The sequence below is a fragment of the Desertibacillus haloalkaliphilus genome (assembly GCF_019039105.1).
Lineage (GTDB): Bacteria > Bacillota > Bacilli > Bacillales > KJ1-10-99 > Desertibacillus > Desertibacillus haloalkaliphilus.
The window spans coordinates 1-15,287 of sequence record NZ_JAHPIV010000012.1 but is presented as its reverse complement, the minus strand read 5'-3'; the positions used below and the strand labels follow the sequence as shown (position 1 = coordinate 15,287).

Sequence of the window (15,287 nt, the reverse complement as noted above, 5' to 3'; positions counted from 1 at the left end):
TCCTGCACTTAACTTGGCAGTAAAGAAATCACCATTTCAATAATCGCTGTTAGAATCGGGATCGCCATCACCATAATGAGTACTTTACCTGCTAGCTCAATTTTTGATGCAATCGCCGCTTGTCCAGCATCTTTCGCTATTTGTGCACCAAATTCAGCAATATAAGCAATCCCAATGATTTTAAGTATCGTTTGCAGGTACACCATATTAACATTTGCATTCACAGCGATTTTTTCTAGCATTGATATGACTTGATAAATTTGCTCAATTAAAAAAAGAAAGATAAGTACGCCAACAAAAACAGTCAACATAAACGCAAATAACGGCTTTTGCTCCTTCACAACAAGTGCTAGGAAGGTTGTAATTAACCCGAGACCGACAATTTGGATTATTTCAATGGTCAACACCTCCCTTTAGCCTTGGAAGAGAAAGACACCTTTAATTTTTTGAAACAAATCATCAACAATTGAGGCGACCATATAGAGCACCACAACAAAACCAATAAGTGTGACCCAGTGAGCCCAATCTTCTTTCCCCATTTGCTTTAAAACCGTGTGAATCATGGCAACCACGATACCGATTCCGGCAATTTGAAAAATTGTGTTTACATCATATGCCATGTTCATCATCCCCCTTACTACTTGTTAAATGGATGCCATTCTTACATCATTAAGATAATAATCAGTAAGCCTGTTAAAAAGCCTAGACTTTTAATCATCTTTTCGTAACGATTCTGTACGTCTTTCGCTTCAAATTCTTCCCGTTCTAAGTGAGCAAGAGTTAATCGAATTTGCTTCTGTTGGTGATCCCGATCATGCTGTCCTAACGTCGCACCAAATTGGCGCATGACCTCTAGTTCACTTTGGCACAGCGCCGTTAATTGCCAAGTTTCTTTTAAACTTTCTTCCCACGCCGATTGTACACTGTCTTCTTTTGTCATTAATAAATAGGCAAACCGCTCAAAGAAATAAGAAACCGGTTTTGGCAATTGCTTTGAGATATTCTCACTAGCCTCCGCGAGTGGGGTAAGACCATACATGATTTCGGCTTCGAGTGATTGTAAGGCGACTTTTAATTGCCGCAATTGTCGAGGACGTTCACTCAACCGCTTCGCAAATTCAAACCCTACCCAAGTAGTAGCAATAAGGATGATAACAGCACCTAACAGCTTCAAGAGAGTCTCACCACATCTTCTCCAGCATGATTGCGAATCCTCAAGATTGTCCCTGGTTTCTCTGTATTCGTGAGCTCTATACAGCGACGAAATACATTTGTTTGTAATAACCTTCGAATTGTCGGACGCTCTGCTACATCCTCCATCCCGTATCCATGAACAGTCGTTACCACCTTTACACCAGCATTAATGGCTTCAATAATCGCATCGCTATCCTCTTTCCGCCCAATTTCATCGACAACTAACACATCAGGACTCATCGAGCGAATCATCATCATCATGCCATCTGCTTTTGGACAAGCATCTAATACATCAATCCGGTTCCCTAGATCATGTTGTGGAACGCCTTTGACACTTGCTGCAATTTCAGATCGCTCATCAATTATGCCTACTTTTTGTGGCGCAATCGGTACGTCTTGCACACCACAACTCACTAGTCGAGCAATATCACGCAATAAGGTTGTCTTTCCTGTTTGTGGAGGCCCGATAATTAATGTATTTAACCAATCACCATTGATCAAATGGTGAACTACAGGGGTGGCTACTCCTTTCTTCTGCCTAGCCACGCGAATATTGTAGGAGCTGATATCACGAATCGCTTTCACATGTCCTTTTTCAACAATGACCTTCCCAGCTAATCCTACTCGGTGTCCACCACGAATCGTAATAAACCCCTGTTTTAGCTCCTCCTCGAATGCATACAGCGAATATTGACTTAATTGGTTTAACAAATGAACCGCATCTTCTACTCGAACACTATAGTGAGTTCCCTTCCATTGCGGATAGATCGGCTTACCTGATGCTATAATCTCTAACGGCCGATGAATCCGAATACGGATTTCTTCAATGTTCTCTTTGATCGAGGCAGGTAAATCCTGAACCAGTTTTTTTATCGAATCCGGTAAAACGGCTATAACGGCATCCATTTTCTTTCCTCACTTTCACCAAAAAAATCATCTACTTCACGATTACTCACTACTGAAAATGTATGCAAGCTTGGCCACAATATGCCTTAATTGTTATTAACGACGTAACCCGATTAAAATTAATAACACCCCAGATCCAATCATAAGGAGCTTACTCAAAGAGAGTTTGTCCGACATACCGACTAATCCAATCGTCATCGTTGTGATTAAAACAAGAGGGCCGACGATTGCCAAAAGTGCATTAATAGCAACCGCTTTTTCAACGCTATTAAATTTAAACATTAATGCTGCTGCGGACAGTTCAATAAAGCCCGAAATTAACCTGATAATAACCATCCCAATAAGAGCAGTTTCAAGTCCTGTTAGCCACGCCTTCACATGCTTCCCCCCAAAGAGCTTCTACTTTGTACAACCTATGTCATAAAAATCCCTTTCAGAACTCAAAGCTTACAAAAACAGAACAAAGCAAAAAGGTGTTCTAAAAGGTTTATTGATACCCTTCAAAACACCTTATCGCTTTATGAAAAATTCCCTTCCCGTCTAGCAACTTCCATACCTGCCCAACATAAAGATAGATGCTGCTTAATATCGAGATGGTACCTTAGAGAAACTACCGCTATAAACAGACTAAAACGCCTCCTTGATCGCAATGATCAAAGAGGCGTTTTAGTTACCTATAGTTATTATGCGCGTGATACATATTCACCTTTTCGTGTATCAATGATTAATTTTTCACCTTCATTGACAAAGAATGGTACTTGAACGGTAAGGCCAGTTTCCAGTGTAGCTGGCTTCGTCCCACCAGAGGCTGTATCGCCTTTAATTCCTGGTTCTGTTTCAGTTACTTCTAACTCAACAGTATTTGGTACTTCTAAACCTAAAGTTTCACCTTGATAACTGATAATTTGAACTTCCATATTTTCCTTTAAGTAATTCAGTTCATTTTCAATTTGAGCGGTTTGCAATTCAATTTGGTCGAACGTTTCATTGTCCATAAATGTATGCGCATCACCACTCGCATATAAATATTGCATTCGACGGTTCTCAATATGTGCTTTAGACACTTTTTCACCTGCACGGAATGTTTTCTCTTGAATCGCACCTGTACGTAAGTTTCGTAACTTGGAACGCACAAACGCCGCACCTTTACCTGGCTTTACATGTTGGAAGTCAATAACTTGCCAAATGCCATTATCAACTTCAATCGTTAGTCCTGTTTTAAAATCATTTACTGAAATCATAAAAAAATTCCTCCACCTTTAGACTCAAATGTTTACTTTTCTGCACTTCTAAACTATACCATATAATAATGGTTGAAGACGCTATTTTTTTATTCTCCGAGAATTAACAATTCCTTAGGTGATGATGTCAACGATCGATTACCAGTCTCAGTAATTAACGTATCATCTTCAATTCTTGTACCACCAACATCTGACACATAAATTCCCGGTTCCACTGTAACAACCATCCCTGGTGCAAGAACGGTTTCGGATTTTGTAGATAATGATGGACCTTCATGGACTTCCATTCCGAGACCATGTCCTGTTGAATGTCCAAAATATTTTCCGTACCCTTTGTCTGTAATGTAGTCGCGCGTAATGGCATCTGCTTGGCGCCCAGTCATCCCTGGCTTTATTTCTGCCATTCCCTTTAATTGCGCTTGCAATACCGTATCATAGATCGTTTTTAGCTCTTCACCTGGCTCACCGACAGCAACCGTACGCGTAATATCTGAACAATACCCTTTGTAATAAGCACCAAAGTCTAATGTAACTAATTCGCCTTTTTCAATCACTTTCTCACTAGCAACACCGTGCGGCAATGCCGATCTCTTTCCAGAGGCAACAATAATATCAAATGAAGAAGATATAGCTCCTTGTTTCCTCATAAAAAATTCAAGTTCATTTGAAACCTCTAATTCAGTTTGGCCCGGGCGAATATATGATGTGATGTGTGAAAAGGCAGCATCAGCAATTTCTGCAGCTTGCTCAAGGATCCTTATTTCTGATTGGTCTTTCCGAAGACGAAGCTCATTGACTATGCCGGACACCGGGACCAATTGGCAATCAAGCTCCTGTTGATATGTATGATGGATTCCAAACGTCATATGTTCCTGCTCAAAGCCTAGACGCTTGACCCCTAATTTTTTGACTTGACGCGCAACTTCGGCTGTAATAGGACCACGATGCTCGACAATTTCAAAACCGGTAATTTGCTCATTTGCTTGCTCAACATAGCGGAAGTCTGTAATAAAAACCGCCCCTTTTTCAGCAACTAATGCAACACCAGCAGTTCCTGAAAAATTCGTCATATAACGACGGTTGGTTGGACTTGTAATTAACAGTCCATCAATATCATTTTCGTTAAAGCGGGCTCTTAATTGTTCGATTCGTTCCATCCATCTTCCCCCTTTGCTAGTAATGCATCAATTGCAAGTTTGTACCCACCAAATCCTAAGCCAACAATTTGGCCGCTTGATACCGGTGCAGTAACCGAATGATGTCGAAACGATTCACGTGCATGCACATTGGAGATATGAACTTCTATGACTGGCACTTGTACACTGGCAATCGCATCACGAATGGCATAGCTATAGTGTGTAAATGCACCTGGGTTTAACACGATACCAGAGAATGCATCACTCTCATGAATCCAATCAATAATTTCCCCTTCATGATTTGACTGTTTGCACGTCACTTCACATGAGCGGCCTAAGCCATAGTCAACGACCAATGTTTCTAAATCAATTAAGGTGCGCTGACCATAAACATCAGGCTCACGTAATCCAAGACGATTTAAGTTGGGACCGTTAATAACGAGAATTTTCTTCATGAAGCCTCTCCTTATTTCTTTTTTGTGAATAAATACACAGCATTATATATTTTACCATAGGTCCCAATTTTTGAATAGTTTAGCTCACGCTAGTTATACGTTTCTGCATACTCATATGAAATCGAGTAGCCGATAAAGATGCCATAAATGATAAATAAACAAATTGAAGTAATAATCGTATTTGAATCTAAATTTGCGACAGATTTTAACCCTGGAAATACAGGGTTTAACACGTAAAATACTAATGCCCATAGGGCAACTCCATAGATAGCGCCAGCCCACAAGCTATACACTTTCTCCAAGATTAATTTGTAAATGAACGCAACACCGATGGACAATAATGAAATGACAATAATACCAACAATTTGTCCGATATATCCTTCTTTCCATTCACCTAATGCCCAAGGCATCAGTACTAATGCAGGCCCAACTCTCATAAAATTAAAGAAAAAAGCAATATAGGCTACAATACTCCAAATCAATCCTCCAAAAAATCCAATCGTAGCTATCTTGCCATGATAAGACATTGGTGCTTCTTGTTTATTTTGTTCTAGTTGTTCTTTTCCCATCTTCATCACCTCGGCATGTATTATGTCCATGTCCTGTAATCTCTATAGGTGTAATGACAAAATTTCCATTTTTTTATATTAAAGTCACCATTTTTAAACTTAGAGCATTTCGCTAAATGTCTTCACCAGGTCTAAAATATGAATATTTGGGGAAAATGTAATGGAAGAAAGTGATTAAAAAGGATTATATGGGAATGATGTAGAATAACATAATATTAGATGTAAACTTTCGCCTTTGGCTTTCGCTACACCAATTGAATGACTTTTTCAAACTATGGAAATAAAGAGGGAATAGATAGACTATGTAAATTTAACATTGGTTATTTTTTGTTCGTTAACTATCCACGGAGGTGAACAAAATGTCTCGTCAGCCGTTTCATCCGCTTGTCCTATTAATTATCGGTCTAGCTGTTGTAGGTTTACTTTATCGACTATATACTGATCCTGTTGGTTTGTTCGTTCAAGCACTTATTTTTGTAGGGATCGCTGCTGGTCTTTTCTTTTTATTTAAACGATTCATGGCAAAAAAGTACGGTATGCAGGCGCCTCAACGACAACAAAGATCACAGAGAGCAAACCCATTCAAGAAAAACAATGTTGTTCCACATAAAAGAAAAGCAACAGCCAAAAAAACACCTACTCGACCATTGAATAAACGAAAAAATGAACATAATTTGAAAGTCATCGAAGGCAAGAAAAATAAGAGCAAGAAAAAGAATCGAGCACTTTTTTAATATCGCTCGATTCTTTTTCATTACTACTCATTGCAGGAGGAAAAGCGGTATGTTTGAATCTACCTTTTTAACCTTTTTAACTGAATTAGATCATCCGCTGATCAATCTCTTTTTTACGTTTATTTCATTCATCAGCCACGAATATAGTTACTTTCTACTTATCCCATTCATTTATTGGGTCGTACATAAAAAAATAGGCTTTTACCTTTTTTATGTTTTCCTATTTTCAATGTATGTTAATGAGTTTTTAAAGTCTACTTTTATGATTGAACGACCGGGAGATCATCAGCCACTCACTACTGGTTATTCATTTCCAAGTGGTCATGTACAAGCAGCGACATCCTTCTGGGGCTTTTTAATTCCGGCAATTTCTAAGCGTTGGTTTACCGTTTTTGCTTGTGTTTATATTGGACTTATTTCCTTTTCTCGTCTCTACACAGGCGCACATTGGCCAGCTGATGTAGTGGCCGCCATTTTAATTTCAAGCTTCATCATTTACATGTCTTACCGGTCCTATGATTGGTTAGGATCGATGCCTGATAATTATAAACTTATTTTTTCTTTTGTTATACCCATTGCACTCGTATTATTGAACCCTAAAAGCAGCTTCTTTGCAGGTCTCCTTTTAGGTGTCGGCGTCGGTTATGGCTTTGAACAAATTAAGAACCGAATGGTCATCTCACCTAACTACACACGCAAAACAATCGCCTTCTTGATCGGCACAATTGGGTTGTTTAGTATCTATAGCCTAAGCTTCCTATTACCTGAACAACCAGCCATTCTATTTATTCACGCTGCACTAATGGGAATGTGGATCACATGGTTAGCTCCTATGCTATTTATCAAATTCAAAATCTATGAACGCTCAGGCAAACGAATGAGCCTCTAATTAATAGGTCCACTGTTTAAGAAATCTGTTTGTACGCTCTCTTCCAATGTTGATGAGAGCTTTTTTCTTTTCTAAACTAAGATCAAAATCAGTAGCCGTTACACTCTCTACAGGGATAAATACGATATTATCGGTATGATCTTTTGTAATATACCGAAGGTCATGTGCTCGCAACATCGTTTCAAATAAAGAGTGGAATAGTCCTAACGCATTTTTTATATCATTCTCTGGCAAGTCATCAAATTTTGGTGATAACCGAAATCCAAGCAACGGACGCTTTAATTTATTCGTTTTCTTATTTAGAAATAACCAAATTGGAAAATTACTAAGGACGCCACCATCAACAATGACAAAACGTTTCCCTGAAGCACCTGTCACTTTTACAGGCTCAAAAAAATACGGAATACTGCAACTCATGCGCACGGCTCTCGCAACTGGAAACTTCTCTGGCAATAAACCATATTGCTCCAAATCATCAGGTAATACGATAAGACGGCCACGTGTTAAATCAGAAGCAATAATTTTGAGTGAACCTTCTGGGAGATCTGCGAAAGTCTTCACTCCTTTTACAGCTAATTGGTCAGAAAGCCATTGTTCAAGTAAGTTTCCTCTATATAAACCTAATTTCCAATAGACGCGAGCCCATTTCGCAAAACGAAAAGGAAGAATCGAGTTGATCGGATCCATAAATGTAGTAAAGTCAGTATTAGTGACAAGAGATTCGATTTCTTGACTCGTATAGCCAGCCTTAATAAAAGATGCAATGACAGAACCTGCACTCGTTCCAGCAATACGATCAAAGGTCATCTCTTTTCGTTCAACTTCCCTTAATGCGCCAATAAAAGCTAGTGACTTCACGCCCCCTCCCTCAAATACACCATCGATCTCCACGTTCATCTACCTCCTCCATAACAACCTATGCAAATTGCCACGAAGTGTCCGCGTGTTAAGCTAAAAAATGAAAAGCAGCCATAGCTTATTGCTATGACTGCTCTTCATTCTTTTTTTGAACATCGCGCAAAGCCTCGACTCGCGATTGATCCTCTTCAAAAAATTGTACGAGGTCGCCAATTCGGTCGATCGCATCCCAGCTTAAGTGGTGCTCAATCCCCTCAACATCATCATATATATTGGACTTATTTACCCCAATGATTTTCATGAAGTCTTCCAAAAGGTCATGTCGATATACTAAACGTTTTCCAACCTTTTTTCCTTTTGGAGTAAGTACTAATCCACGGTATTTCTCATAAATGAGATATTCGCTTTTGTCTAGTTTCTGTACCATTTTCGTTACAGAGGATGGATGGACTTCCAACGCCTCAGCTATATCGGATACTCGTGCATATCCTTTATCTTCAATTAACATATATATTCTCTCTAAATAATCTTCCATACTAGGTGTTGGCATCGGGTCCCCTCCAGTTCCTCTCACCGTTACTCATCAGATTTATACATGATCATATCAGCTTAATTGTACTATAATCGACGACCGACGACAATATCTTGTATTAGGTGAAATATTCGATTTTTGCGTTAGGGAAAAATTTATGAATATACGATTCAATTGTTTCTCTCAGCTCTGTTGCTTCATCATTTTGGTACACGTACTTGCCTCGTCCATACTTCCCCCATTTATACTTACGTTCCTCTTCGTTCATCTCTAGCTTCGACTTTGGATAACGTTTTTCAATGATTCGCTTTGCAGTTTTTGTAAAGCGGTGTTGTATTAATTCAAACGTAAGATCTTTTGTCGCATACAATGGCAGCGTTGCTTCTAATCGTTCAAATAGGTCTAGATATCCTTGTTCCCAGTCTTTATGACGATAGAGCGGGGCTAAGATAAACCCTAGAGGATAATTTGCATTAGCTACCTTCCCCGCTGCTTCAATTCGTTTATCAAAAGGAGAAGTCCCTGGTTCGAAGTTCTTGATTACATAGTTGGAATTAAGACTAAAACGGAACCTCGTATTTCCATTATGTTTCGCATCTAAAAGATGATCAACATGATGATACTTAGTGACAAAACGTAGTCGCCCTAATTCGGTTTGGCCGATAAATTCAATCGCTTTCCTTAGTGAATGCGTTAGGTGATCAATACCAACAATGTCTGATGTACAAGCTGCCTCAAACCGAGTAATTTCTGGCTTGCGCTCCTCTATATATTGATGTGTTGCCTCAAAAATATCATCTAGGTTCACATATGTGCGTAGATATGGTTTATCCCCCATCGTCGTTTGTAAATAACAATAATGACAATGTCCCATACAACCAGTAGCTAGAGGGATCGCATACTCAGCCGATGGCTTTGACGTATCAAATTTTAATGTTTTTCGAACGCCTATGACTAACGTTGACTTTGCATTTCGATATTTTTGCAATTCAGTATCACCAGGGATGTTACGAACTTGATTATGAGAAGTCGTTTCACGAATTTCAATCCCCATCTTTTCAAATTTATCTTTCAGCTCGACACCGAGCGGATAATTAAGTGCATTAGGTTCAATATAAACAAGTTGTGGAATAAATGCATTCATCGTTAACACCCTTTTTACCTTTTTTTATAGTGTTCACACAAGGTACGGTCATGAACAGGTGTAGTTGATGGAAGTGATGGAAACGATGAAATGACCGACCACTGAGGCCGCATGTGCTTTTCTTTCATAAAAAAAGAGGATGCCCAAAAGATTAATTTAAACCTTTTGAAACATCCCCATTGTCTACTTTTTTATAAGCCGCATTTTAATTGCGCTTTACAATTTGTGCATGTGTTACAGCCACCAATATCTTCAACCGTTCCTTCACGACAAACTGGACATTTATTCCCTATCTCTGAACCAAATGTTACATCTGTTGAACGGACATCGGCAATCGTTTCAACGAGCACAACCGGTTCATTAAATCCATGTTGTTCATGATTATTTTGCTCATCATCAAAGCTGTTTTCTTCAGCTTTTAGTGATAATACTTGAGCATCACGGCTACCATCAACATAAACGGTACCGCCCTTAGCACCACCACGATATAGTCGTTCATAAACAGCCTCAACTTGTTCAACAGAATATCCTTTCGGGGCATTTACTGTTTTTGATAGTGAACTATCGACCCAACGCTGAATAATACACTGCACATCGGCATGAGCTTCAGGAGAAAGTTCCATCGTCGAGATGAACCACTCCGGTAGATGATTTTCATCGGCCTCAGGGTTTTGATCCAAGTATTCTTGTACAATTTCTGCTTTCACTTCAATAAATTTACCTAAACGGCCACTTCTAAAGTAAGAGAAAGAGAAATATGGCTCAAGTCCTGTACTTACTCCCACCATCGTTCCCGTTGACCCTGTTGGGGCAACCGTTAATAAGTGAGAGTTGCGAATGCCATAGTTTAATACGCCTTGGCGGATGTCCTCTGGCATTTTTTTCATATAGCCTGTATGAATAAATGCCTCACGCAGTTCCTTTGTTTCTTCGTCAGTTTTCCCAACCAAAAATGGAAAGCTTCCTTTCTCTTTTGCAAGCTCAATGCTTGTCCGATAAGCAGTCGTTGCGATCGTTTCAAAGATCTGATCAACCAATTGATTGCCTTTCTCAGAGCCATAAACCGTTTCTGTGTAGATTAATAAGTCATGTAGCCCCATAACTCCTAAACCAACACGACGCTCACCTTTGGCTTGCTTTGTATTTTGCTCAAGGAAGTAAGGTGTCGCATCAATAACATTGTCTTGCATACGTACCCCTGTTTCAACCGTGCGTTTAAGCTTTTCAAAATCAACCGTTTTGGCTTGTTTGTCAGCCATCTCAGCCAAGTTGACTGCAGCTAAGTTACAAACAGAATATGGTGCAAGAGGTTGCTCACCACACGGGTTTGTTGCGACAACTTTCTGACCATACGCCTTTGCATTCGTCATGTCATTTGCGTTGTCAATGAAGAAAATACCTGGTTCAGCTGAATATGTCGCACAGATATTAATTAAATTCCATAATTCTTTCGCCTTAATCGTGCGGTACGTTCGCACTTTAAAGCCTCGTGCTTCCCACTCACGAACATCACCACATTCATGCCATTCACGATTATAAATTTCCATTTCTTCTTCGCTGTAGCTCTCAACATCTGGGAAGCGAAGCTCATAATCTTCATCATTTTCAACAGCGTACATAAATTCCTTCGTTAAACACACTGAAATATTTGCTCCTGTTAAAAATTCTGGATTATTGACGCTGTATGTCCCGCCGATGTTAAGTTTTTCTTCAGCTTCCTGAATGACACTATCTTCAAATCCACCTTGACCCGGGATCGCCTTATAATTCAAAATTCCTTGATACATGGACTTTTCCATCTCTGTTAATGGCGTAAAATGTAACTTTTCTTTTACAAGTTGTTTGATAAGCTCATCATTTGAACTTTCAAGTAAAAATCGTAAAATTCTTGGGTTTTGCATCTTTGAGATAATAAACTCAAGGATATCAGGGTGAGAATCGACGAGCATAATCATTTGAGCTCCACGCCTTGAACCGCCTTGTTCAACAAGGTGCGTCAACTTGGCAATGTCATCTAGCCAAGATACCGAACCGGATGATTTACCATTGACACCACGTGCAAGTGTGTTACGCGGACGTAGGGTTGAACCATTTGTTCCTACACCACCACCACGGCTCATAATTTCCATGACTTGTTTACGGTGCTCCGATATTCCTTCACGTGAATCTTGAACGTAAGGCATCACATAACAGTTGAAATAAGTTACATCTGTATCAGCACCAGCGCCGTAAAGAACACGTCCTGCTGGAATGAAGTTCATCTTAACCAGCTCATCATAAAAGCGTTCAAATGATTGTTGGCGTTTCGTTTCGTCCGTTTCAACGGAAGCTAGTCCAGTTGCATTACGCTTAGCAATTTGTTCATAAAAAATTTCTAACGGTTTTTCTATCGTGTCTAACGAGCGCGTCACGACCCCAGAATTTACTTCTTCTGGATCCTCTAGCATAGCTTGAAATTCTTCATCAACACGGACTTTTGCTTGGTTCATATCCCAATTGATGGACTGAACAATACCAAATCCACGTGCAGGAAACTTCGGGTCTTCCTTAACCGTCAACACAACGAAGTCGCCTTCTTTTAATGTTACCTTTTCTGTATCTTTGAATGTATATCGATCGAGCATGACAAGTCTCGAAACTCCTTGTTTTGTCAGCTTCATATCCTTTGTAATTGGATGGACTTGAGGAAATTGTTCAATATCTTGATTCAACCGCTCAATGTTGATGTTTGTTCCTTTTGACATCGTCATCGTCATTCCATTTTCTCCCCCTTAATAAAATCACATAACTAGACATCGATGTATGTACCATAAGTTGATGGCAAGCTTGTCCTCATCACTTTTTATCAAATAGAGTAACGTTCTGCCGACGAATACCGCTGAACGTTTTGCTTGCCTTAGCTTATCATACACCTCACCGCAAATCAATATATAGTATTCGACATTTCAAGATCAACACTATATATTGTGACCTGCACGTTCGTATTTTAATTTTGTCAACTTTGTAAGAAAGTAAATAACTACGAAAAAAAGAGAAAAAATGCGATGCTTGTGTTTTCACGTTGTTTTTTGCATAAATTCCCTAGTTGCATATTTTAGAGCTTCATTCACACAATCATCGTTTTTACCTTATAAAAAAGATTTATCATTTCCATATGCAATGTCGACACAAATGTAATAAACTAAATACAAAATTGAATGATAATCGAAGTTGATCTTAAAATCAAGATGGAGGAATCAACATGCAGTATGTACTATTTAACGATCAGATTGTAACAAGGGGTGAAGTTACAATTGATTTCGAGGACCGTGGCTATAATTTTGGAGACGGCATTTACGAAGTCATTAGTGTCTATAATCAACAACCATTTCTATTAACTGAACATTTTGAGCGTTTTTTCGAAAGCGCAAAGAAGTTGGATATGGCAGTTCCTTATCAACATGAGACCTTTTACTCATTAATTAGACAATTGATTGAAAAAAACAACGTTAACTGTGGTCTCATCTATATCCAAATGACAAGAGGTATTTCCCCGCGGAACCACCTATATGAACGCGATCCAGAAATCACACCGATTATAACTGGATTTAGTAAGGAATGGCCTGCGAATGGACATGCAAAAAAAGAGGGTGTACATGCCCTTACTACAGAAGATATTCGCTGGCTTCGATGTGATATTAAAACGATTAACCTATTAGGAAATGTCCTTGCGAAAAGAAAGGCTGCTGATAATCAATGCTATGAAGCAATTTTACATCGTGGTAATGATGTTACTGAGGGTTCATCATCGAACATATTTATCATAAAGGATGGCGTCCTTTATACTCATCCAGCAACAAATTTAATTTTAAATGGAATCACACGTCAGTTCGTCTTATCACTTGTAGATGAGCTACATATTGATGTCGTCCTAGAGCCTTTTACGCTCGAACAACTAAAGAACGCTGATGAAGTATTTATGACAAGTACAGGTAATGAAGTGACCCCGATCATTTCTATTGAGGGAACCATCCAACAAACATACCCTGTCGGTCCAGTCACTAGAGATCTCCAACGCTGTTTTTCTGAATCTATTGAAGCTCTTTAACAAAAATGCTGTGACGATCCCACTGGTTGGGACTGCCACAGCTCTTTTTATTTACGATAATTCCAATCATCGGATTCGTAACGATCTTTTGCCAGCTTTTGAACAAACGCCTCTTCTTCTTTTGTTAGCGTATAAGGAACAAGTTCAATATCTAATCCTTTTTCAAATCCATTTTTAAAGCACGTACGGGCTTCATCTAGTGAAAGAGGCTTTTCTCTTAATGCGTTAATGGCCACCGCCTTATTTTTAAAATTACGCTGCATGCGCTCACGAACCCGGTCATTTGGGTAGTTAAAAAGATCAAATAGTTTATCTTCATCAATCTCTAAAATAATTGAACCATGCTGAAGAATCACACCCTTTTGTCTCGTTTGTGCACTGCCGGCCACTTTTCTTCCTTCAACAACGAGCTCATACCAAGAAGGGGCATCAAAACAAACAGCTGATCTAGGGTTTTTAAGTGCTTCACGATCCTCTTTAGATTCTGGAATCGCAAAGTAGGCATCTAACCCCACTTCACGGAACCCTTCAAGGATGCCTTGCGAAATTACGCGATATGCTTCCGTCACGCTTGCGGGCATTTCCGGGTGATCCTCGGACACAATCACACTGTAGGTTAACTCTTGATCATGGAGCACCCCTCTCCCTCCTGTAGGGCGACGAACAAACCCTAAGTGATGCTTTTTCACAGCCTCCATATTAATTTCTTTTTCTACCTTTTGGAAATAGCCAACCGATAGGGTTGCCGGATCCCAGCCATAAAAGCGAATCACAGGTGGGACTTTCCCTTTGCTGTGCCAGTCTAATAATGCCTCATCAAGTGCCATATTATAAGCGGGCGAACAATTCCCTGAGTCAATAAAATGCCATGTTTCTTTCATGTCTAACCTCTTCTCTCATTTTGAAAAGTATATCCTAACATTAGTTTAACAAAAGTTAACAGGCTGTCAAAAAACTGCACTTGCACAACGAAGATCGATCCATTATAGTTATAAAGTCTTTGCTAATTCTGGCTATGATGATTATAATTTATATAGAAATGATGATGTCGTAAAAGGAGTGTTCGTTCATTCATGGATTTTTTATGGATTATTCTAATTGCTGTACTGATTTTCTTAATTGCTAGACGCTTTATCAAGCCAAAATATTTACAAGATCTAACCCCAGAAGAATTCCGTACAGGTTATCGTAAAGCTCAGCTTATAGATGTACGTGAACCAAGAGAATATGATGGTGGTCATATCCTAGGTGCCCGCAACATCCCGATGTCGCAACTCCGCCAGCGTCTCAATGAAATTCGTACAGATCAACCGGTCTATCTTTACTGCCAATCAGGGGCAAGAAGTAAACAAGCCGCAACGATTTTGAAAAAGAAACGTGGCTGTGAAAACCTCTACCATCTAAAGGGTGGATTCAAAAAGTGGGACGGCAAAATTAAAAAGAAATAAAATGAGAGGCTGTGCTTAAATGATATGCTCCCTCTAGGGTAGACAGATTAAAAAATAAAAATCTGTTTTACCTTAGGGGGAGTATTTTTGTCCA

The 15,287-nt window shown here is 39.3% G+C and carries 18 protein-coding genes; 4 read left to right on the top strand and 14 right to left on the bottom strand.

All coding sequences use genetic code 11. The features are described from left to right. Window positions 1-8: 8 nt before the first annotated feature. The 9 genes from spoIIIAD to KH400_RS13960 form a co-directional block, all read right to left on the bottom strand. Entirely contained in the window at window positions 9-404 is a 396-nt protein-coding gene (gene spoIIIAD / locus KH400_RS14000) for a stage III sporulation protein AD (protein ID WP_217225539.1), read from the bottom strand. Window positions 405-413: 9 nt separating this feature from the next. Continuing rightward, a complete protein-coding gene (gene spoIIIAC / locus KH400_RS13995; RefSeq protein ID WP_217225537.1) occupies window positions 414-620 on the bottom strand; it encodes a stage III sporulation protein AC in 207 nt (68 codons plus the stop codon). A gap of 41 nt (window positions 621-661) precedes the next feature. Further along, the gene (gene spoIIIAB / locus KH400_RS13990) at window positions 662-1,174 is read right to left on the bottom strand and encodes a stage III sporulation protein SpoIIIAB (protein WP_217225535.1); all 513 of its coding nucleotides are present in this window, start codon (window positions 1,172-1,174) and stop codon (window positions 662-664) included. Further along, on the bottom strand, window positions 1,171-2,100 hold the full coding sequence (gene spoIIIAA / locus KH400_RS13985; protein WP_217225533.1) for a stage III sporulation protein AA: 930 nt from the start codon (window positions 2,098-2,100) through the stop codon (window positions 1,171-1,173). The genes spoIIIAB and spoIIIAA overlap by 4 nt, the downstream gene beginning before the upstream one ends. Before the next feature lie 96 nt (window positions 2,101-2,196). Further along, the gene (locus KH400_RS13980; protein WP_217225531.1) at window positions 2,197-2,478 is read right to left on the bottom strand and encodes a YqhV family protein; all 282 of its coding nucleotides are present in this window, start codon (window positions 2,476-2,478) and stop codon (window positions 2,197-2,199) included. Window positions 2,479-2,783: 305 nt separating this feature from the next. After that, the gene (efp, locus tag KH400_RS13975; RefSeq protein WP_217225529.1) at window positions 2,784-3,341 is read right to left on the bottom strand and encodes an elongation factor P; all 558 of its coding nucleotides are present in this window, start codon (window positions 3,339-3,341) and stop codon (window positions 2,784-2,786) included. An 89-nt stretch (window positions 3,342-3,430) separates the two neighbouring features. Next, complete coding sequence (locus KH400_RS13970) at window positions 3,431-4,498, bottom strand: M24 family metallopeptidase (protein ID WP_217225527.1); 1,068 nt, start codon at window positions 4,496-4,498, stop codon at window positions 3,431-3,433. Further along, a complete protein-coding gene (aroQ, locus tag KH400_RS13965; RefSeq protein ID WP_217225525.1) occupies window positions 4,477-4,932 on the bottom strand; it encodes a type II 3-dehydroquinate dehydratase in 456 nt (151 codons plus the stop codon). The genes KH400_RS13970 and aroQ overlap by 22 nt, the downstream gene beginning before the upstream one ends. 89 nt (window positions 4,933-5,021) lie before the next feature. After that, window positions 5,022-5,501, bottom strand: a complete 480-nt coding sequence (locus KH400_RS13960) for a YqhR family membrane protein (RefSeq protein WP_217225523.1) — start codon at window positions 5,499-5,501, stop codon at window positions 5,022-5,024. A gap of 359 nt (window positions 5,502-5,860) precedes the next feature. On the opposite strand from KH400_RS13960, the gene KH400_RS13955 reads away from it, so the two are divergent. Further along, window positions 5,861-6,235: an SA1362 family protein gene (locus tag KH400_RS13955; protein ID WP_217225521.1), complete on the top strand. Its 375-nt coding sequence runs from the start codon at window positions 5,861-5,863 to the stop codon at window positions 6,233-6,235. Between the two features lie 49 nt (window positions 6,236-6,284). Further along, window positions 6,285-7,124 (top strand): phosphatase PAP2 family protein, encoded by an 840-nt coding sequence (locus KH400_RS13950; protein ID WP_217225519.1) that lies wholly within the window; start codon window positions 6,285-6,287, stop codon window positions 7,122-7,124. Here the strand turns inward: KH400_RS13950 and KH400_RS13945 are convergent, their stop codons facing one another. From KH400_RS13945 to KH400_RS13930, 4 genes are all read right to left on the bottom strand, one after another. Then, entirely contained in the window at window positions 7,125-8,015 is an 891-nt protein-coding gene (locus KH400_RS13945; protein ID WP_217225839.1) for a patatin-like phospholipase family protein, read from the bottom strand. A gap of 91 nt (window positions 8,016-8,106) precedes the next feature. Beyond that, window positions 8,107-8,532 (bottom strand): transcriptional regulator MntR, encoded by a 426-nt coding sequence (mntR, locus tag KH400_RS13940; RefSeq protein ID WP_217225517.1) that lies wholly within the window; start codon window positions 8,530-8,532, stop codon window positions 8,107-8,109. Window positions 8,533-8,632: 100 nt separating this feature from the next. Continuing rightward, window positions 8,633-9,658, bottom strand: coding sequence for a spore photoproduct lyase (splB, locus tag KH400_RS13935; RefSeq protein WP_217225515.1), 1,026 nt, complete (start codon window positions 9,656-9,658; stop codon window positions 8,633-8,635). A gap of 191 nt (window positions 9,659-9,849) precedes the next feature. Beyond that, a complete protein-coding gene (locus KH400_RS13930; RefSeq protein WP_217225513.1) occupies window positions 9,850-12,414 on the bottom strand; it encodes a vitamin B12-dependent ribonucleotide reductase in 2,565 nt (854 codons plus the stop codon). A 485-nt stretch (window positions 12,415-12,899) separates the two neighbouring features. On the opposite strand from KH400_RS13930, the gene dat reads away from it, so the two are divergent. Further along, window positions 12,900-13,745, top strand: coding sequence for a D-amino-acid transaminase (dat, locus tag KH400_RS13925; RefSeq protein ID WP_217225511.1), 846 nt, complete (start codon window positions 12,900-12,902; stop codon window positions 13,743-13,745). Between the two features lie 47 nt (window positions 13,746-13,792). Here the strand turns inward: dat and KH400_RS13920 are convergent, their stop codons facing one another. After that, window positions 13,793-14,626: a lipoate--protein ligase family protein gene (locus KH400_RS13920; protein ID WP_217225509.1), complete on the bottom strand. Its 834-nt coding sequence runs from the start codon at window positions 14,624-14,626 to the stop codon at window positions 13,793-13,795. A gap of 192 nt (window positions 14,627-14,818) precedes the next feature. Here KH400_RS13920 and KH400_RS13915 point away from each other — a divergent pair, with 192 nt between their 5' ends. After that, window positions 14,819-15,193, top strand: coding sequence for a rhodanese-like domain-containing protein (locus KH400_RS13915; protein WP_217225507.1), 375 nt, complete (start codon window positions 14,819-14,821; stop codon window positions 15,191-15,193). Window positions 15,194-15,287 lie beyond the last annotated feature (94 nt).